General features: G+C 58.3%; 16 protein-coding genes and 1 pseudogene. 9 read left to right on the top strand and 8 right to left on the bottom strand.

What is annotated here, in order from left to right; all coding sequences use genetic code 11:
• Positions 1 to 117: 117 nt before the first annotated feature.
• The 4 genes from EV281_RS21605 to EV281_RS21620 all read left to right on the top strand — a co-directional run bounded on the left by EV281_RS21605 (position 118) and on the right by EV281_RS21620 (position 4,659).
• Positions 118 to 1,524, top strand: coding sequence for a murein hydrolase activator EnvC (locus tag EV281_RS21605; protein ID WP_132656307.1), 1,407 nt, complete (start codon positions 118 to 120; stop codon positions 1,522 to 1,524).
• Complete coding sequence (locus EV281_RS21610; RefSeq protein WP_132656066.1) at positions 1,514 to 2,836, top strand: S41 family peptidase; 1,323 nt, start codon at positions 1,514 to 1,516, stop codon at positions 2,834 to 2,836. Before EV281_RS21605 ends, EV281_RS21610 begins: the two co-directional genes overlap by 11 nt.
• 76 nt (positions 2,837 to 2,912) lie before the next feature.
• Positions 2,913 to 4,112 carry a divergent polysaccharide deacetylase family protein gene (locus EV281_RS21615; protein WP_132656068.1) on the top strand — a complete coding sequence of 400 codons (1,200 nt, stop codon included), beginning with the start codon at positions 2,913 to 2,915 and terminating at the stop codon, positions 4,110 to 4,112.
• Positions 4,113 to 4,125: 13 nt separating this feature from the next.
• Complete coding sequence (locus tag EV281_RS21620) at positions 4,126 to 4,659, top strand: RNA pyrophosphohydrolase (RefSeq protein WP_132656070.1); 534 nt, start codon at positions 4,126 to 4,128, stop codon at positions 4,657 to 4,659.
• Between the two features lie 92 nt (positions 4,660 to 4,751).
• Here EV281_RS21620 and bfr read toward each other — a convergent pair whose 3' ends face one another.
• The 5 genes and pseudogenes from bfr to EV281_RS31770 all read right to left on the bottom strand — a co-directional run bounded on the left by bfr (position 4,752) and on the right by EV281_RS31770 (position 11,559).
• Entirely contained in the window at positions 4,752 to 5,237 is a 486-nt protein-coding gene (gene bfr, locus EV281_RS21625; protein ID WP_027512212.1) for a bacterioferritin, read from the bottom strand.
• Positions 5,203 to 5,553, bottom strand: a pseudogene (locus EV281_RS31765) ((2Fe-2S)-binding protein). Before EV281_RS31765 ends, bfr begins: the two are co-directional and overlap by 35 nt.
• Positions 5,554 to 5,685: 132 nt before the next feature.
• The gene (locus tag EV281_RS21635) at positions 5,686 to 9,159 is read right to left on the bottom strand and encodes an error-prone DNA polymerase (RefSeq protein WP_132656072.1); all 3,474 of its coding nucleotides are present in this window, start codon (positions 9,157 to 9,159) and stop codon (positions 5,686 to 5,688) included.
• Entirely contained in the window at positions 9,156 to 10,703 is a 1,548-nt protein-coding gene (locus tag EV281_RS21640) for a DNA polymerase Y family protein (protein WP_281027200.1), read from the bottom strand. The genes EV281_RS21635 and EV281_RS21640 overlap by 4 nt, the downstream gene beginning before the upstream one ends.
• The gene (locus EV281_RS31770) at positions 10,615 to 11,559 is read right to left on the bottom strand and encodes a hypothetical protein (protein WP_245508328.1); all 945 of its coding nucleotides are present in this window, start codon (positions 11,557 to 11,559) and stop codon (positions 10,615 to 10,617) included. Before EV281_RS31770 ends, EV281_RS21640 begins: the two co-directional genes overlap by 89 nt.
• Positions 11,560 to 11,721: 162 nt before the next feature.
• Here EV281_RS31770 and EV281_RS21645 point away from each other — a divergent pair, with 162 nt between their 5' ends.
• The gene (locus EV281_RS21645) at positions 11,722 to 12,159 is read left to right on the top strand and encodes a metallopeptidase family protein (protein ID WP_132656076.1); all 438 of its coding nucleotides are present in this window, start codon (positions 11,722 to 11,724) and stop codon (positions 12,157 to 12,159) included.
• Between the two features lie 51 nt (positions 12,160 to 12,210).
• Here the strand turns inward: EV281_RS21645 and EV281_RS21650 are convergent, their stop codons facing one another.
• Complete coding sequence (locus EV281_RS21650) at positions 12,211 to 12,417, bottom strand: DUF1737 domain-containing protein (protein ID WP_132656078.1); 207 nt, start codon at positions 12,415 to 12,417, stop codon at positions 12,211 to 12,213.
• The gene (locus tag EV281_RS21655; RefSeq protein ID WP_132656080.1) at positions 12,417 to 13,322 is read right to left on the bottom strand and encodes a CoA ester lyase; all 906 of its coding nucleotides are present in this window, start codon (positions 13,320 to 13,322) and stop codon (positions 12,417 to 12,419) included. The genes EV281_RS21650 and EV281_RS21655 overlap by 1 nt, the downstream gene beginning before the upstream one ends.
• Before the next feature lie 114 nt (positions 13,323 to 13,436).
• Between EV281_RS21655 and EV281_RS21660 the strand changes: the two genes are divergently transcribed.
• From EV281_RS21660 to leuD, 3 genes are all read left to right on the top strand, one after another.
• Positions 13,437 to 13,667 carry a hypothetical protein gene (locus EV281_RS21660; RefSeq protein ID WP_007824784.1) on the top strand — a complete coding sequence of 77 codons (231 nt, stop codon included), beginning with the start codon at positions 13,437 to 13,439 and terminating at the stop codon, positions 13,665 to 13,667.
• Positions 13,668 to 13,778: 111 nt separating this feature from the next.
• Positions 13,779 to 14,198, top strand: coding sequence for a VOC family protein (locus EV281_RS21665; RefSeq protein WP_132656082.1), 420 nt, complete (start codon positions 13,779 to 13,781; stop codon positions 14,196 to 14,198).
• 132 nt (positions 14,199 to 14,330) lie between these two features.
• Positions 14,331 to 14,939, top strand: coding sequence for a 3-isopropylmalate dehydratase small subunit (gene leuD, locus EV281_RS21670; protein WP_132656084.1), 609 nt, complete (start codon positions 14,331 to 14,333; stop codon positions 14,937 to 14,939).
• Positions 14,940 to 15,000: 61 nt separating this feature from the next.
• On the opposite strand, the gene EV281_RS21675 is transcribed toward leuD, so the two are convergent.
• Positions 15,001 to 15,933, bottom strand: coding sequence for a pyridoxal-phosphate dependent enzyme (locus EV281_RS21675; RefSeq protein ID WP_132656086.1), 933 nt, complete (start codon positions 15,931 to 15,933; stop codon positions 15,001 to 15,003).
• Positions 15,934 to 16,112: 179 nt separating this feature from the next.
• Between EV281_RS21675 and leuB the strand changes: the two genes are divergently transcribed.
• On the top strand, positions 16,113 to 17,225 hold the full coding sequence (gene leuB / locus EV281_RS21680) for a 3-isopropylmalate dehydrogenase (protein WP_132656088.1): 1,113 nt from the start codon (positions 16,113 to 16,115) through the stop codon (positions 17,223 to 17,225).
• Positions 17,226 to 17,382: the final 157 nt, after the last annotated feature.

A 17,382-nucleotide genomic window follows, 5' to 3' on the forward strand; every position in this document is an offset into this window, starting at 1 on the left:
CTGGCCTGTTCTCCTTCAAACTTTCTGGCCAACGGGCCCAAATCAGCTTAGGTTCCGGGCGATTTTGAACGAGTAAACCCCAAACGTATGACGAGAGCTGCCTCCAAGCGATCACGCCTGTTCCTGCCGGCCATTGCCGCAGGGCTGAGTGCGGCCGTCACTGTCGTTTCTGGCCACTCGTCTTCAGTGCGGGCGCAGGACGCCCCCACGCCGCCCGCAGCCGAACCGGCAGCACCTGCAGCGTCCTCCGACCAGCCGCCGCCTGATCCCGCAGCCGAACTTGCGAAAAAGCGCGATGAGACCCGAGCCGAACTCGATAAGCTGTCGAAGACGATAAGCCTGTCCTCCGACAAAGTGACTGAACTTCAAAGCAGCATCGATAATCTGGAAAAGAGCACGGCAAACATACGCCAGGCACTGATCGATTCCGCCGCTCGCCGTAAATCGCTAGAAGGCAAGATTCTCGCTAGCGAAAAGAAGCTCGCCGAGCTCGGCGTGAAGGAAGACGGCATCCGCCGCTCCCTACACGAGCGCCGTGGGCTTCTTGCCGAGGTTCTCGCTGCCCTCCAGCGCATGGGCAGAAACCCGCCGCCTGCCCTTCTCGTGACACCGGAAGATGCGCTCGGCTCTGTTCGTAGTGCCATTCTGCTCGGCGCCGTGGTGCCTGGCATCCGCAAGGAGACCGAAAAACTCGCCGCCGATCTCGCCAATCTTTCGGCCCTGCAGACGGCAAGCGCCAAGGAGAAGGAAGATTTCGCCGCCACCATGGCAAACAGCCTGGAGGAAGAACGGCGCATGGACCTGCTGCTTGCCGAAAACGACAAGCTCAGCCGCTCGAACACCGCCGAGCTGGAGGCCGAGAAGCATCGTTCGCAGGAGTTGGCGGGCAAGGCGACGACGCTCGAAAGCCTTGTAGCCTCGATGGAAACGGAAATCGCCTCGGTGCGCGATGCCGCCGCAGCCGCAAGGCAAGCGGAAGAAAACCGCAAGCTGCTGACGGACGAACAGCGTGCCCAGGCGAAGGCTTTGGCTGACAGCGGTGTGCCCGATAAAAACCGCATTGCGCCCGCATATCCCTTCGGAGAATTGAAGACAAAGCTGGAGTTGCCTGTGGCAGGCGATATTCTGCGCCAGTTCGGCGATGCCGATGGCACCGGACACGAGGCCATGGGAATGACGGTCGCGACCAATCCGGAGACGGTGGTTACGGCCCCTGCTGATGGTCTGGTGGTTTTTGCCGGCGCCTTCCGTAGCTATGGCCAGATGATCATCCTCGACGCTGGCGACGGATACCACCTGGTTCTCTCAGGCATGGATACGATCAGCACCCGTCAGGGAAAATTCGTTTTCTCCGGCGAACCTCTGGCTGTGATGGGTGCGAAAAGAGTGGCAAGCGCAACAGCATTGGCGCTGGAAACAGATCGGCCGACGCTTTACATTGAGTTTCGAAAGGACGGTAAACCGGTCGATTCCCGACCGTGGTGGACCGCCAAAGACACTGGAAAGGCACGCAATGATTCGTAGGGCTTCTCTTGTTCTGGTCGGCGCACTGATGGGCGCGACCGCGATGAGCGTCATTTACTCCGCAGGCGTGCCTGCAGAGGCGGCTGGCGCATCGACTTATAAGGAGCTTTCGGTATTCGGTGACGTCTTCGAACGCGTGCGTGCGCAATACGTAACGCCGCCGGCTGAGGACAAGCTGATTGAAAGCGCCATCAATGGTATGCTGTCCTCGCTCGATCCGCATTCCAGCTACATGAATGCGAAGGACGCCGAAGACATGCGCACCCAGACCAAGGGTGAGTTCGGCGGCCTCGGCATTGAAGTCACGATGGAAGACGAACTCGTCAAGGTCATCACCCCGATCGATGATACTCCCGCCGCCAAGGCTGGCGTCCTCGCCGGCGACTATATTTCCGAGATCGACGGCCAGTCCGTCCGCGGCCTGAAGCTTGAAGACGCCGTCGAGAAGATGCGCGGCGCCGTCAACACGCCGATCAAGCTGACGCTCATCCGCAAGGGGGCTGATAAGCCGATCGAACTGACAATCATTCGCGACGTCGTTGCCGTCCAGGCCGTCAAGTCGCGCGTCGAGGATGATGTCGGCTACCTGCGTGTCATCTCCTTCACCGAGAAGACCTATCCGGATCTCGAAAAGGCGATCCAGAAGATCAAGGCCACCGTTCCGGCCGACAAGCTCAAGGGCTTTGTCCTTGATCTGCGTCTCAACCCCGGCGGTCTGCTCGACCAGGCGATCAATGTTTCCGACGCCTTCCTGCAGCGTGGTGAAGTGGTTTCCACCCGCGGTCGCAACCCGGATGAGACCCGCCGCTTCAACGCCGGTCCGGGCGACCTGACAGATGGCAAGCCGCTGATCGTTCTCATCAACGGCGGTTCGGCTTCTGCATCGGAAATCGTCGCCGGCGCCCTGCAGGACCTGCGTCGCGCAACGGTGCTCGGCACGCGGTCCTTCGGCAAGGGTTCGGTCCAGACGATCATCCCGCTCGGCGAGAACGGGGCGCTGCGTCTGACGACGGCGCTCTACTACACGCCGTCGGGCCGCTCGATCCAAGGTACCGGCATTACGCCTGACATCAAGGTGGAAGAGCCCCTTCCGGCCGATCTCCAGGGCAAGATGGTGACCGAGGGTGAATCCGCCCTGCGCGGCCACATCAAGGGTCAGAACGAAACGGACGAAGGTTCGGGTTCCGTTGCCTACGTCCCGCCGGATCCGAAGGACGACGTCCAGCTCAACTACGCGCTTGACCTGCTGCGCGGCAACAAGAGCGATCCGTCCTTCCCGCCGAACCCGGAAAAGGCCGTCGTCGCCAAGTAATTCACTGTTCTCAAGGCCGGGCACCGCCCGGCCTTGAGGCTTTCTGCTGTTTCCCGGTTTTGGAGCGGGCAAGGAATTGGGAACGGATTTGCATGCACCTCTAGGCCGCAACCGCAAGGCGGCGCGCAAGCGTCCTGGTATATTGCGGATCGGGCAGATTGCCGCGAGCATCTGTCTTGTCGCGATCGGCGGCTTTTCCCTTTACACGGCATTTCGAAGTGATGGCCTGGAACAGGTGAAGCCTCCGGCATCGCAGGACAGATCTGCCGCCCCGCCAACCGATACGATCCAGCAGCCGCGGACACCAGGCAGTCAGGCCGCAAACGGCATGTCACGCTCCGAACCCCAATCGGGTGCCAATGTGGAACGGATGGTGACCGGCGACGGCTCCGTCGTCACCAAATACAGCCCTCGTCCGCGCGATGGCAGCGGCCCGGTCCTGGTCGATGCCATGCAGATGGGCCAGGATCCGCGGATGGCCGCCATTCCCAACGAAACGTTGCTTGAGGATACGCCCTTCGGTCGACTGCCGATCACCGGACCGGATGGACGACGGCCAATGGACCAGTATGCGCGGCCATGGTCCGGCACGCGAGGTACACGCATCGCGATCGTCGTCAGCGGCCTGGGCCTCAGCCAGACAGGCACGCAGCGCGCCATACAGCAATTGCCGGAGGAGATCACCTTTGCATTTGCCGCCAGTGGCAACAGCCTGCAGCGTTGGATGCAGGATGCGCGGCGCGGCGGCCACGAAATAATGCTACAGATTCCACTGGAACCATTCGATTATCCAGCTAATGATCCGGGGCCGGGTACGCTGCTGACATCGAAATCCGTGGCGCGCAATATCGAAAACCTGCACCGGGCAATGGGCGAGATTACCAATTATACCGGCGTCATGAATTATCTGGGCGGGCGCTTCCTCTCCGATCCCCAGGCCTTGGAGCCAATCATGCGGGATATCGGCAAGCGCGGCCTGCTCTTCCTCGACGACGGCACTTCGGCGCAGTCCAAGACCGCTGTGGTCGCCAAGGGCACGGAGCTTCCTTACGCTTTCGCTGACCTGCAGCTGGACGGCCAGGTTGACGTGAGCGCGATCCTGCAGAAACTCGATGAACTGGAGCGCATCGCCCGCCGCAACGGTCAGGCGATCGGCGTTGCCTCGGCCTTCGACGAGAGCATTGACGCGATCTCCAAATGGAGCGAGGAAGCAACCATGCGCGGCATCGAAATCGTCGGCGTTGCGGCACTCGTCAATGACCCTAGGAATCCCTGAGCGGAGAAGAGCCATGAGCCAGGCGACCATAAGAGCCGAGGATCTGCCCTATCGCCCCTGCGTTGGCGTGATGATCCTGAACCGCCGGGGCCTTGTCTGGGCCGGGCGGCGCATTCCCGACGGCAATTCCGAGTATGATGGCTCCCCCCAGCTGTGGCAGATGCCGCAGGGCGGTATCGACAAAGGTGAGGATCCGCTGGATGCAGCCTATCGCGAGCTTTACGAGGAAACCGGCATAAAGACCGTGACCTTGCTTGCCGAGGCGCAAGACTGGATCAATTACGACCTTCCGCCGCAGCTGATCGGCATCGGCCTGCGGGGCAAATATCGCGGCCAGACCCAGCGCTGGTTCGCGTTCCGCTTCGAGGGCGATGAAAGCGAGATCGCCATCAATCCGCCGCCGGGCGGCCACGAGCCGGAATTCGATGCCTGGGAATGGAAGCCGATGGAAGACTTGCCCGGCCTGATCGTTCCCTTCAAGCGCGTCGTTTATGAGCGGGTCGTAGCGGAATTCAGCCACCTTTCCGGATTGATCCCGGAAGATTGATCACCGCATCGGCTGAAGTCTTCATCAATGCGCCCAAAACGAAACCGGCCGCCCCAGGGGCGACCGGCTGATATAACATTGCCGATGGCGAATTATTCGGCCTCGTTGGCCGAGTCTGCATTGAGTTGACCGTACTTGGCTTCGCCGATCTTCTCGAGCAGGTCGAGCTGCGTTTCGAGGAAGTCGATATGGCCTTCTTCATCTGCGAGCAGCTCTTCGAAGAGCTTCATGGAAACGTAGTCACCGGCGTCATGGCAGATATCGCGCGACTTCTTGTAAGCTGTGCGGGCGTCATATTCGCCGGCAAGATCGGCTTCCAGAACTTCCTTGACGTTCTGACCGATGCGCAGCGGCGCGAGTGTCTGCAGGTTGGGATGGCCTTCGAGGAAGATGATGCGCGCGACCAGACGGTCGGCATGGTGCATTTCTTCGATCGATTCGGCGCGCTCTTTCTTGGCGAGCTTGGTGTAGCCCCAATCTTCAAGGAGGCGATAATGAACCCAATACTGGTTGACTGCACCGAGCTCTAAAAAAAGGGCCTCGTTAAGCCGCTCGATGACTTTTTTGTCGCCTTTCAATGTCCGCTCTCCTGTTTTCTTCGTGGAATTCTCTCAGGCGGGACATGAAATCAAATATCTCTGATTCCGTCGAGTGGCGGCGAGCATGATAATCTTCGGTTGTCTTGATGATGATATCGACAACGTTAGGGAAGCAACCGCAGCAACGGCCGCGCTTGGCCATGGCATGATAGACCTTCGCAGGCACGATAAGCTGCCAGCAATCCTCATCGAGAAGATTGTTGATGACGTCCCGGATCTCTTTGTCGGTTATGTAATTGCAACTGCAGACGAGCACGTCTTCATTCCAAACATGACACTTACTATCTTATTTTATTCAAAAGAAGATTGAGACTGTCAAGAAAAATCCGTGACCGAACCCGTTCACCGCTACGCAGCTAGGCGTCATAGCCCAATGAGCTTAATCTAACTCTTTAAGAAAGATCGCTTTCCCGGATATCGGGGATCATCAGTGGAAATTCCGCCCACGCGGCATTACGCTTGCAGTCTCCGCTAGATCGCTATCCCTCTCCAGCGATCGTCCATCCGTAATCTTTCTGACAAGTCCATCCCTTGCCAGTGCATCAGTTCTTTTCTGCTGCCGATGATCCTGCGTCGCACGCAATACCTCATCTGAATGCTCGCTGACGCCAAAGCGCCTTGCCTCACGCTGGAGAATGCCGAGCAGCGGGGTCATATCCTCGATATGTTCAACGACCGTATGAATAACGCCACTTTGGCTTTGTAATTTGCCGTAGATTTTCACAAGTCGGGCGCCCATGACCACTGCGCGATATCGTTCGAAGATTTTCTTCCAGACGATGGCATTGGCAACACCGGTCTCGTCCTCCAGCGTCATGAAGATCACACCTTTCGCCGAACCCGGCTGCTGGCGCACCAGCACTAGTCCCGCGATCGTCACTCGCGTCCCATTCGCAACGCGGAGCAGGTCGACATTGCGTGTCACACCTGCCCTGCCTAGTTCTTCCCGCAGGAAGGAAACAGGATGCCCTTTCAAAGATAGCGACAGGTAGCGGTAATCCTCGATGACCTGTTCTCCCGGCAGCATGTCCGGCAGGTTCGCAGCCGGTTCAGGCTGAAGATCGATGTAACGGACCGTCTCGAAAAGCGGTAGCTCTTCAGTCGCGCTCTTCACATCCAGTGCCCGCACTGCCCAAAGCGCCTCGCGCCGTGACAGTTTAAGGGATTGAAAGGCGTCCGCATCTGCCAATCGTTCGATGACGGATTTCTGCAGGCCGGAGCGCAGCCAGAGGTCACGTACAGAATGGTAACCCTCGCCACGGTTCTCGACGAGCTGTTTCATATCTTTAGAGGAAACGCCCTTGATCTGCAGAAGGCCAAGCCGCACAGCATGGCGAGACTTGATGATGTCCCGCATTTCGTCGTGGCGGAAATCGACACTTGCCCGGTCAAAAACCGCTGCCTCAAGGGTGCATTCCCAATCCGAGCGATTGATATCAGCCGGCAGGATCTTCACCCCATGCTCGCGCGCATCCCGTACCAGCTGCGCCGGAGCATAAAAGCCCATCGGCTGCGAATTCAGCATCGCTGCGCAGAAGACGTCGGGATAATAGGCTTTCAGCCATGAGGAGGCATAGACGAGTAGGGCGAAGGAGGCCGCATGGCTTTCGGGGAAGCCATATTCGCCAAAGCCTTTGATCTGGTTGAAACATTGCTCCGCGAATTCATGGTCATAACCATTTTTGAGCATTCCATCCACGAACCGTTTTTGGAAGCTATCAATTGTGCCGGTTCTCTTGAATGTCGCCATCGACCGTCGGAGCCGATCTGCTTCTGCTGGTTCAAAGTCTGCTGCGGTAATGGCGATCTGCATGGCCTGCTCCTGAAACAGGGGAACCCCAAGGGTTCTTTCAAGAACAGTCTTCAGTTTCTCACTCGGATATTGGATCGGAATGCCCTTTTTATCGTCTTCCCGACGCTTTAGGTAGGGATGGACCATGTTTCCCTGGATCGGGCCGGGCCGGACGATGGCAACTTCGATGACAAGGTCATAGAATTTATCGGGCTTAAGACGCGGCAGCATGCTCATCTGTGCCCGGCTTTCAATCTGGAAGACACCAAGTGTATCCGCTCGCCACATCATCTTGTAAACCGGCTTGCCTTCCTCTCCATGATCCTTATGGCCGAGATCGGCGAGCGTCTTTTTTACCCGGTAATTTAACTCAAGCAGCGTGAAAGCCCTTCGCAGACAGGTCAGCATGCCAAGCGCCAGAACATCCACCTTGAGAATTTTGAGATTGTCGAGATCATCCTTATCCCACTCGATCATGTAGCGATCCGGCATAGCCGTCTTCATGATCGGAACCACCTCATTAAGCCGATCCTGCGTGATCACGAAACCACCGACATGCTGCGTAAGGTGCCGTGGGAAACTCAAAAGCTCGGAGGCATATTTCAGCACGTTCCGTGTTACTGGGTCTTTGATATCAAGGCCGGCCGCCTTCGCGTCCCGCTCCGAGAGATTATCCTCTGACCAACCCCAGATAAGACTACTAATCGCCGATTGGACATCTTCCGACAGACCGAAGGCCTTGGCGACTTCACGGCCTGCTGAACGGGTGCGATAGCTAGTGACAGCAGCCGCCAGACCGGCATGCTCACGGCCATACCTTTCATAAATAGATTGAATAACCTCTTCCCGTCGCTCGTGCTCGAAATCGACGTCGATATCCGGCGGCTCATGGCGATCCATAGAAATAAAACGGTCGAAAAGGAGCGTACAATCTTCAGGATTAACCTCTGTAATTTCAAGGCAATAACAGATGACCGAATTGGCAGCTGACCCTCGTCCCTGACACAAAACTTCAAGCACATAGCGAGCGTGTTGAACGATCTTGTGAACCGTCAGGAAATAGGAGGCGTAATTTTTCTCGCTGATGAGATTCAGTTCATAATCGATTTGCTTGGCTACTTTCTTGGGAATGCCATCGGGATAGCGTTTTGCCGCCCCCACTCTCGTCAGTCTTTCAAGCGTCTCCTGCGGCGTCTCGCCGGGGTCGTTTTCAGGCGGATAATTATGTTTCAGCTCATTCAGCGAAAAGATCAATTTGTCGAAAAAGACCTGCGTGTTCTCTATCGCGTCGGGATAGTCCCCAAATATCCTGGATATTTCACGTGAATCCTTGAGAAAGCGCTCGGCATTCGGCGCCAAAAGGAATCCGGCTTCCGATATCTGCACGTGTTCCCGGATTGCGATGACTACATCCGAAAGCGGCCGGCGCTCAGGATGATGATAGAGTGGTTGATTGGTTGCAATCAGCGGCACTCGGTTGCGGGCGGCAAGCATGGCAAGCACCGCAAAGGCCTGCCGATCGCGGCCGTCATAGGCTGGCGACAACGCCATGAAAAATGCCTTGCGGAACCGTTTGCGGAACCGCTCCAGATAGTCTTCGAGCGCCGCCTGTTTGGCTGGGTCATTTATAACGATACGATCCGGGATGAGGGCAAGCATCATCTCGTCGCCCCATTTCATGAGCTCCGCTTCCGTGAGGATGCAGGTTCCCTTGACGGCTTCCTCTTTCAGGTTTCCGGCGCTGAGCAGGCGGCAGAGATTTGCCCAGCCTTTCCGGTTCCGTGGATAGGCAAGGATATCAGGCGTTCCATCGGAAAAGACGAGACGGGCGCCCGGCTGAACCCGGATAGGATCGAGAATGATCTCCGTTTTTCCCTTCTTCTCTGCCTCGGCTAATATCGCATCCCTGTTCTTGTATCTCTCCACAAGCTGCTGTGCCTGCGCATGAGCCCGCACCACGCCGGCAACCGAATTGCGGTCAGCAATCCCGAGACCGCCAAGCTTCAAAAAAGCGGCCTGCACGACCATCTCTTCAGGTTTCGAAGCACCTTCGAGGAACGAGAAATTCGTCTTCGCGCCGATCTCGAAAAATGCGGGTTCGGGTCTCATGCAAAAACCCCGTGCATGAACCAGCGGGGATTGGGGTTCTCACGAAAGAGCCCCAGGCGATAGATCCAGAAGCGGTGTCCGGCCTCGTCCTCGATCCGAAAATAATCCCGCGTTTCGGCATCGTCTCCATCGATCCACCATTCCATGGCGATCCGTTCCGGCCCCTCGCTCTTTGCCACTTGATGCTGCAGACGTCGCCAGCGGAAAATCTGCGGTGCACCGTCAGGCACTTCGGCAAATGCAACCTCTACCGGTTCCGGCGTTTTAAAGAGTCGCAGAGGGCGCTCCTCGCGGAAGGGAAGGGCACTGTCCTGCTCCACCTTGCGCCGAGCCGGAAGGCTCTCCATTGCCGGCACCGTAAGCACGGCACGCTCCGGCACATGGCTCTCGCGAAGCTGGAAGCTTTGGAGGCAATCCGGGCCAAGCCGCGCCGCAACACGATCGATAAAACTCGAAAGCGAAATTTCCCCCTGCCGATCGCCTCCGAAGTCACCCTGCGCATCACGGAACGGGTCATGCCGCAGGACATTCAGACGCAGGATTTCGAAGCCATAGCCGGCATCGATATCGTCATAGATCACCTGCAGTTGCTCGGAAAACAGTCCTGCAACTAGCTTTGGTTCACGAAGCGGCCGCGAAGCGCCGACGGAAATGCGGAAAACCCTGCCATCGACACGAAACAGCACCAGCTCGAACACCCGGCCGCCGACGCCGCGCGCCTCCAGGGAGGGTTTCAGCGATATGGCAACCTGCCCGATGACGGCAAGGATCTGTTCTTCCGTACCAATCGGCTCGACCAGACGGCACTCGGACGAGAGGCTGGCGACGGGACGCCGGGGTGAAATCGGCTCCTCCTCGCGGCCAAGCGCCTGATCGAGACGCAGAAGCAGCATTGGTCCGAAACGGCGGGTCAGCGGTGCCCGCGGCGCATGAATGACGTCACCGATATATTTGAGGCCGAGCTTTCTTAGGGCATCGACGGACTGTTCTTCCAGCCGTAAGGCTGCGACAGGCAGCGGCATCAATATGCGTTCCGTCTCCTCCTCTTCCACGACTCCGCCCTGCCCGAAGCGGGAGACGGCCCAGGAAAGACCCGGAGACGAGGAAATCGCTCCCCGTGCATCGAGCCCCATATGGAAGAGCCGCGACAGGATATCCCTCAGGAGCGTGCTTTCACCCCCAAAGAGATGGGCACAGCCGGTAATATCGAGAAACAACCCATCCTTGCCGTCGAGCGCTACCATCGGCGTGTAGCGGTCGCACCAGTCGGCGATCCCTTCCAGCAGCCTGCGGTCGGCTGCAGGGTCTTCTTCCACCACATCGAGTGCCGGATACATGGCGCGCGCCTCGGCAACGCCCTGTTCCTTCCGCAATCCCAGCTTCTCGGCAAATTCATCCAGTGCCGTCAGCCGCATAGCATTGTTGAGCTTGCCGGAACAGACGAGTGGCGGCTCCTCAGGACGCCCTTTCGAACGCCAGGAGAGCCCCCATCGCCTGCGGGCGATGCGGTCCGTTGCCAGATGCGGAAAGCTGAGCGCCAGAATGCGCTGACTGTTCGCCTGGAGGACGAGCGAAACTTGGTTCATCGACGGGGAGAAATTCGCGTTCATGGGGGTTCCACTCCAGAAGAAAGGAGAGCGGGGCCGGATTGCGGCTCTTCTCCAGCGTGAGACGGAAAATCGGATTGCCGATACTGCCGGAAAGTTTTGATCCGTCCGGCAGCGGCCGCAGATCGGACGGGGCCGGTTCGACATGCAGGCGGAAGGCAGCACTGCTCGCCTCCTCCTCTCCAGCCTGGCGGACAAGAAAAAGCGGACAGCAGACGGCACGTGCCCGGAGGCTGAGCCGGCGGCTTTCCGTCAGGCCGAAATGCAGGGGATTGCCGCGTACTTCGAAAACAACGGCCGAGAAAGCTGCACTTTCAATGGCAGCTTCCGCCAGCCAGAGCGCATCCTCCAGCTTGCGCGGCGCGGCGTGGAAAAACCGTTCCGGCTCCAGCCCGAAATCTTTGAGTCCCGGCGCATAAGGACGACCCGCCTCCAATGTGCCGACCGCATCGCCGATCCAGAGGAGCGGCAGTTGCCTGCCGGCATCTTCCTCCTGTCTCTGAAGGCGTGCCGCAACGGCCATCGCCAGGCCGCTTGCGGCCCCCGCATCGCGAGACGCTGCTGCACGGAACTCGGTAATTGCATCGAGCTGTAAGCCGCCCTCTAGTGCCTCATCGAATGGTTCCACACCGAAAGAAAGACGGGCGGGCGGGCGCTCCTGCCGCCGCTCTCGTCCTTCAGCCAGAGCTTCCCGTTCTGCCGCGGCAAGCGCCGGTGCAGGTTTGCCTTCCAATCGGGCGATGGTTTCGCGGAGCGCAAAAAGCCGCTCGCGCGCCAGGGCGGTCTGCGCCATGGCGTCCACTCCATTCATCTTGTTCCTGTTATGTTCTTATAGATTCCAGAGCTCTAATAGAGAGTCAACCGCCATTTTATAAGAATTTATTCCTGCCTCTGATTCCGCACTCGAAAATCGGCAATAAAGGTTCTATATGGGCCGGCAAAGGAAGGAATATTCATGGCCCACATAGACCAGAGCGATGATTGGCGGGACCGCCACGCGCCGACGATCAGCGCCTTCGAGTCGCTGGCAATGGAGGCCTACAGCCATCTGCCGGACGAATTTCGTAAGCTAACGACCAATCTGACCATCGAGATCGAAGATTTCCCCGATGACGAAATCTTCGAGGATATGGCGCTGGAAACGCCCTTTGACCTGCTCGGCCTTTTCGAGGGCCGCGGCATCTCGGAACGCTTTACCGTGGAAACCGGTGAGATGCCGAACCGTATCCGCCTTTATCGCCGCCCGATCCTCGATTACTGGGCAGAAAACGACGAGACGCTGGGTGATATCATCACCCATGTGCTAATCCATGAGATCGGTCACCATTTCGGCCTCAGCGACGACGACATGGAGCGCATCGAGGCGAGCGCCGAAGAGGCTGCTCAACGCTGATCCCAAAGCCTTCCTGGTCAGATTGGACCATTCTGCCGGAACAGGAAGGCTCTATTGCTCGGATAGCTTCATGTCCGGATGATAATCCTTGCCTTCGACTTCCTTGAAGACCGCCTGGCCGCATTGCATCTGGCCAGTCGCAGCGTTGAAGGCATAGGTGGGCGAACCAGACAATAACCAGCCCTTGTTCAGCGCCGCCGTCACTTTGTGGCAGAAGGAAGCGTCGTCGGGACCGGTCAGGAAGCGATAGAGTTTCATTAGACGGGCTTTCGTGCAGAAACCAGGCGAGCTTTATGGACCAGAGCCTCCGCCTGGACAAGATGCAGCCGCTCAATCATCCGTCCACTCGCATTGATGACGTTGAGCCCCTCGGTGGCGGGGTCGGCAAAGGCGGCAATAATGGCCTCCGCCTCCGCGATCTCTTCCTCACTCGGCCCGAATTGCCGGTTGGCGGCTTCGATCTGCGCTGGATGGATCAGCATCTTGCCCACAAAACCCATGCCGCGGCCCTGCCCGCATTCGGCGTCGAAGCCATCGGCATCCCGGAAATCGTTGAAGACGCTGTCCAGCGCATCGAGCCCGTAGGCCTTGACCGCCAGAATGACCTGCATCAGCCACGGCACCAGATAAGTCCGTCCGGTCTGCGGCAGAACGCCCGTCTCCTTGCGCAGGTCGTTGAGGCCGACGACGAGACAATCGAGCCGAGATCCCGGCGTGCGGCCGGATTCGGCAATCGCTGCAGCATTCAGCACGCCGCGCGGCGTCTCGATCATCGCCCAGATGCGGAGTTCCTCCGGCGCATAGGCCTCGGCAAGCAGATCGCCGATAGCCATCACATCCTGCGGCTCATCCACTTTCGGAAGCAGAACGGCATCAGGCGACAGCGCCTTTACCAGCTCCAGGTCTGCCAGCCCAAAGCCGGATGACAAAGAATTGATGCGAATGATCCTTTCCTTGCTCTCGAGCGGCGGCCCGGCAAAAAACGTCTTCAGATTATCGCGTGCTTCCGTCTTCTTCTCAGGCGCTACGGAGTCCTCCAGATCGAAAATAATCGCATCGCAATCAAGGGAATGGGTCTTTTCAAGCGCACGCGTATTTATGGCGGGCACGCTCAATACCGAGCGGCGCAGTCGCAGGGAACGGAGAGGTGGTGTTCGGCTCATGGGACCATTAGTGCCAAGCTTCGCAAAGCCCGGCAAGACAACAAAAAGCCATGCTTACCTTGCAGAGAAGAAAAAGAAGGACCACATTCCTTTCCGTAGAAAGGTCTCAAACCAATGCAGAACATTCGCTCCATCTTCTTCATGCTGGCCGGCGCCACCGTTTTTGTGGCCATGCTGCTTCTTACCTTCTCGGTCACGCTCGCCGTTGGCGGCATTCTGACCGTGCTCATGGTCGGCCGCGCCCTTTCGATGAAGATGAAGCCCGCTCCCGTCCGCGCTCGCGCTGACGGCAAGCGCGAGATGCGCATCTGGAACGACGGCCGCGGCACGATCATCGATCTCTGATCACTTTATCGCTGAAAATCCTGGCCGACATTGTCGGCTCACGTTCGCATGCTACGTCCTTGAAGCAGCCGGGCATTCAGCCGGCACTTTAAGAACGAATGGAGGACGAGCATGGATGCGATGGAGAACAACCAGACCAAGATGCCGCCGGTCAAGAACGGCCTGCTTCCCTATCTCACGGTTGACGGCGCGGTTAAGGCTGCGGAATTTTACAAGAAGGCCTTTGGTGCTGAAGAAGCCTATATCGTGCCGCCAGATGAAAGCGGCCGTACGATGCATGTGCATCTGTACATCAACGGTAGTTCGCTGATGCTGTCGGATGCCTACCCGGAATATGGCCATCCCTTCAAAGGTCATGAAGGTTTTGCCATCCAGCTTGTCATCGATGATATCGATTCTTGGTGGAACCGGGCAGTGGCTGCCGGCGCCGAGGTGGTCATGCCGGTCGAGCTGATGTTCTGGGGCGATCGTTACGGCCAGCTTCGCGATCCGTTCGGCGTCCTTTGGGGTCTGAACGCACCGTCCAAGTAAAGAGGCTCGCGCAATCGGCAGGCCGCGCGAAACGCGTGGCCGCCTTTGGCGAAAGATTCTTCTTCATTTCGGCGGAAAACTGGAATAGATGCAAATTCAGAAAGTACGTTTTGCTGAAATGGAGCATTGGTCATGGATAAATTCGTGAAGCTCACGGGCGTCGCAGCCCCTCTGCCGGTCGTCAACATCGACACCGACATGATCATTCCGAAGGACTATCTGAAGACCATCAAGCGCACTGGCCTTGGCAAAGGCCTTTTCGCCGAAGCCCGTTATAACGAAGATGGTTCCGAAAACCCGGATTTCGTGCTGAATAAGCCGGCCTATCGCGAGGCCAAAATCCTGGTTGCTGGCGACAATTTCGGCTGCGGCTCCTCGCGCGAACACGCTCCGTGGGCGCTGCTCGACTTCGGCATCCGCTGCGTGATCTCCACCAGCTTCGCCGACATCTTCTACAACAACTGCTTCAAGAACGGCATCCTGCCGATCAAGGTCAGCCAGGAAGACCTCGACAAGCTGATGGACGACGCCGAGCGCGGCTCCAACGCAGTTCTGACCGTCGATCTCGAAAACCTCGAAATCACCGGTCCGGATGGCGGCTCGATCAAATTCGATCTCGATGAATTCAAGCGCCACTGCCTGCTGAACGGCCTCGATGATATCGGTCTGACTATGGAAAAGGGCAAGGCAATCGACGAATTCGAAAAGAAGAACGCCGTTTCGCACCCCTGGGCTGCTTAGGCCTGACGCATTGCCTATCGATCAAGCCGGGCTTTCGCCCGGCTTTTTCTTTGCTCGCAAGTCAGAGAAACCTCCCTTTCCAGGCATTCAGTTTTTCGAGCGACACGCCGATGCCGCCGCAGACTTCGATCAGCGGATTGTCAAAACGCGACAGCAGATCGGCATGCACATCGGCAACGGCAAGAGCCGCGCCACAGGCCGGCTCGACTAGGATGCGTTGCGCATCGGCAAATTTTCGGCAGGCGGCCACAGCATCGGCATCGCTGACGAGAACGCTCTCGATCGGATGATGCTTCGGCAGGTCGAAAACGTGCTGCGCCACTTGCCGCGCCCCGAGCGACGTGGCAATCGAGGTGATGGCCGGAAGAGAGATGCGTTCATTGGCTTTCAGGCTGGCATGGAACGACGCGGCCCCCTCCGTCTCGACGGCAATGACGGGCACGTCTGCAAGCCCGTTCCGCTTCAGTCCCTCGACGATACCGGCAAGCAACCCGCCGCCGCCGACGCTGGTAATGACGCAATCGAACTTTGCGCCCTTCGCCACGACTTCGTCGATCAGCGTCCCATGGCCATCCCAAAGAAGCGGGTGATCGAAGGGATGCACATAGGTTGCCTTGCGGCTTTCTGCGAGAGCAATCGCATGGGCATTGGCCTCGTCAAAGACAGATCCATGGACCAGCACATTGGCGCCCGTTGCAGCAATCGTCTGGCGCACATCCGGCGCCGTCGTCTCGGGCACCACGATCGTAACAGGCACACCGAGCGCCCGTCCGGCATAGGCTGCCGCAATGCCTGCATTACCACCGGACGCACAGAAAATCTCGCGTGCACCATTTTGAACCTCATGCTGGCAAAGCCGGCCGACGCCACGCAGCTTGAAACTGCCGGAGGGCTGCAGCGCATCGAGCTTCAGCCAGAGCGGCTTGCCGCTGGCGCTGTAATCGGGTGCCGTCTGGATGAGGGGCGTATCGAGATGAAGTGGCGCGAAAGACATGGGAGAATCCGAAAAAGAATAGACAGCGCTGCCGTTCTAGCCCGGTTGCCGGTACCGGGGCAACCTTGTCAGGGATCACAGGACGCGGGGGCAAGCGTACCGATTCACCCGTTCTCTCGCTTGAAATGGCTATTTCCGAGGTCTAAGAAGCCGCAGCTTGTTTTTCCGCGGAGGGTTTCATGACAGCGCGCAATCTTTTCCTGCTGCCGGGTGACGGCATCGGTCCCGAGGCCATGGGCGAAGTCCGCAAGATCATTGCTTACATGAACGAGGCGATGAATGCCGGCTTCGTCACGGACGAAGGCCTGGTTGGCGGCTGCGCCTATGATGCGCATGGTGCTGCAATCTCCGAAGACGATATGACGAAGGCACTTGCCGCCGATGCCGTGCTCTTCGGCGCTGTCGGTGGTCCGAAGTGGGATAGCGTTCCGTACGAAGTACGCCCGGAAGCAGGCCTCCTGCGCCTGCGCAAGGATCTGGAACTCTTCGCCAACCTGCGCCCGGCAATCTGCTATCCCGCACTCGCCTCCGCTTCATCGCTGAAGCCGGAGCTGGTCGAAGGCCTCGATATCCTCATCATCCGCGAGCTGACGGGCGGCGTCTATTTCGGAGAGCCGAAGGAAATCATCGATCTCGGCAATGGTCAGAAGCGCGGCATCGATACGCAGGTCTACGATACCTACGAGATTGAGCGGATTGCCGGTGTTGCCTTTGAAATGGCCCGCACCCGCAACAATCGCGTCTGCTCGATGGAAAAGCGCAACGTCATGAAGTCTGGCGTGCTCTGGAACCAGGTCGTGACCGAGACGCATAAGGCGAAATATTCCGACGTGCAGCTGGAGCACATGCTGGCCGATGCCGGCGGCATGCAGCTCGTGCGCCAGCCGAAGCAATTCGACGTCATCGTCACCGACAACCTCTTCGGCGACATGCTGTCCGACGTTGCCGCCATGCTGACAGGTTCGCTCGGGATGCTGCCGTCAGCCTCGCTTGGCGCACCTGATGGCAAGACCGGCAAGCGCAAGGCGCTCTATGAGCCGGTGCACGGCTCGGCACCGGACATTGCCGGCAAGGGCATTGCCAACCCGATCGCCATGATCGCCTCCTTCGCCATGTGCCTTCGCTACTCCTTCAACATGGTCACGGAAGCCGACAATTTGGAAAAGGCGATCGCCAACGTGCTCGACAAGGGCATTCGCACCGGCGATATCATGGCCGCGGGCAGCCACCAGGTCGGCACCGTCGAGATGGGTGACGCCATCCTCGATGAATTCAAGGCTCTTTCTGCCTGATATTTCACGTGAAACGCTTTTCGGCCCTTCGCACTTGGTGCGGAGGGCTTTTATTGAAGCAGGGACAGTTGGAGTAGTCGTTATCAAGATTGCTCAAAATTATCTGTCGAAACACAGTGCCTGTCGTAATCTTGTGCATTTTTTCTGCCTATTCGTT

Origin of the sequence: Rhizobium sp. BK418 (assembly GCF_004341105.1) — a bacterium.
Taxonomy (GTDB): domain Bacteria; phylum Pseudomonadota; class Alphaproteobacteria; order Rhizobiales; family Rhizobiaceae; genus Rhizobium.

Coding starts and splice junctions, on each gene's coding strand:
- EV281_RS21610 (WP_132656066.1), top strand. CDS start 1,514: ATGATTCGTAGGGCTTCTCTTGTTCTGGTCGGCGCACTGATGGGCGCG.
- EV281_RS21620 (WP_132656070.1), top strand. CDS start 4,126: ATGAGCCAGGCGACCATAAGAGCCGAGGATCTGCCCTATCGCCCCTGC.
- EV281_RS21635 (WP_132656072.1), bottom strand. CDS start 9,159: ATGAGACCCGAACCCGCATTTTTCGAGATCGGCGCGAAGACGAATTTC.
- EV281_RS31770 (WP_245508328.1), bottom strand. CDS start 11,559: ATGGCGCAGACCGCCCTGGCGCGCGAGCGGCTTTTTGCGCTCCGCGAA.
- EV281_RS21645 (WP_132656076.1), top strand. CDS start 11,722: ATGGCCCACATAGACCAGAGCGATGATTGGCGGGACCGCCACGCGCCG.
- EV281_RS21650 (WP_132656078.1), bottom strand. CDS start 12,417: ATGAAACTCTATCGCTTCCTGACCGGTCCCGACGACGCTTCCTTCTGC.
- EV281_RS21655 (WP_132656080.1), bottom strand. CDS start 13,322: ATGAGCCGAACACCACCTCTCCGTTCCCTGCGACTGCGCCGCTCGGTA.
- EV281_RS21660 (WP_007824784.1), top strand. CDS start 13,437: ATGCAGAACATTCGCTCCATCTTCTTCATGCTGGCCGGCGCCACCGTT.
- EV281_RS21665 (WP_132656082.1), top strand. CDS start 13,779: ATGGATGCGATGGAGAACAACCAGACCAAGATGCCGCCGGTCAAGAAC.
- leuD (WP_132656084.1), top strand. CDS start 14,331: ATGGATAAATTCGTGAAGCTCACGGGCGTCGCAGCCCCTCTGCCGGTC.
- EV281_RS21675 (WP_132656086.1), bottom strand. CDS start 15,933: ATGTCTTTCGCGCCACTTCATCTCGATACGCCCCTCATCCAGACGGCA.
- leuB (WP_132656088.1), top strand. CDS start 16,113: ATGACAGCGCGCAATCTTTTCCTGCTGCCGGGTGACGGCATCGGTCCC.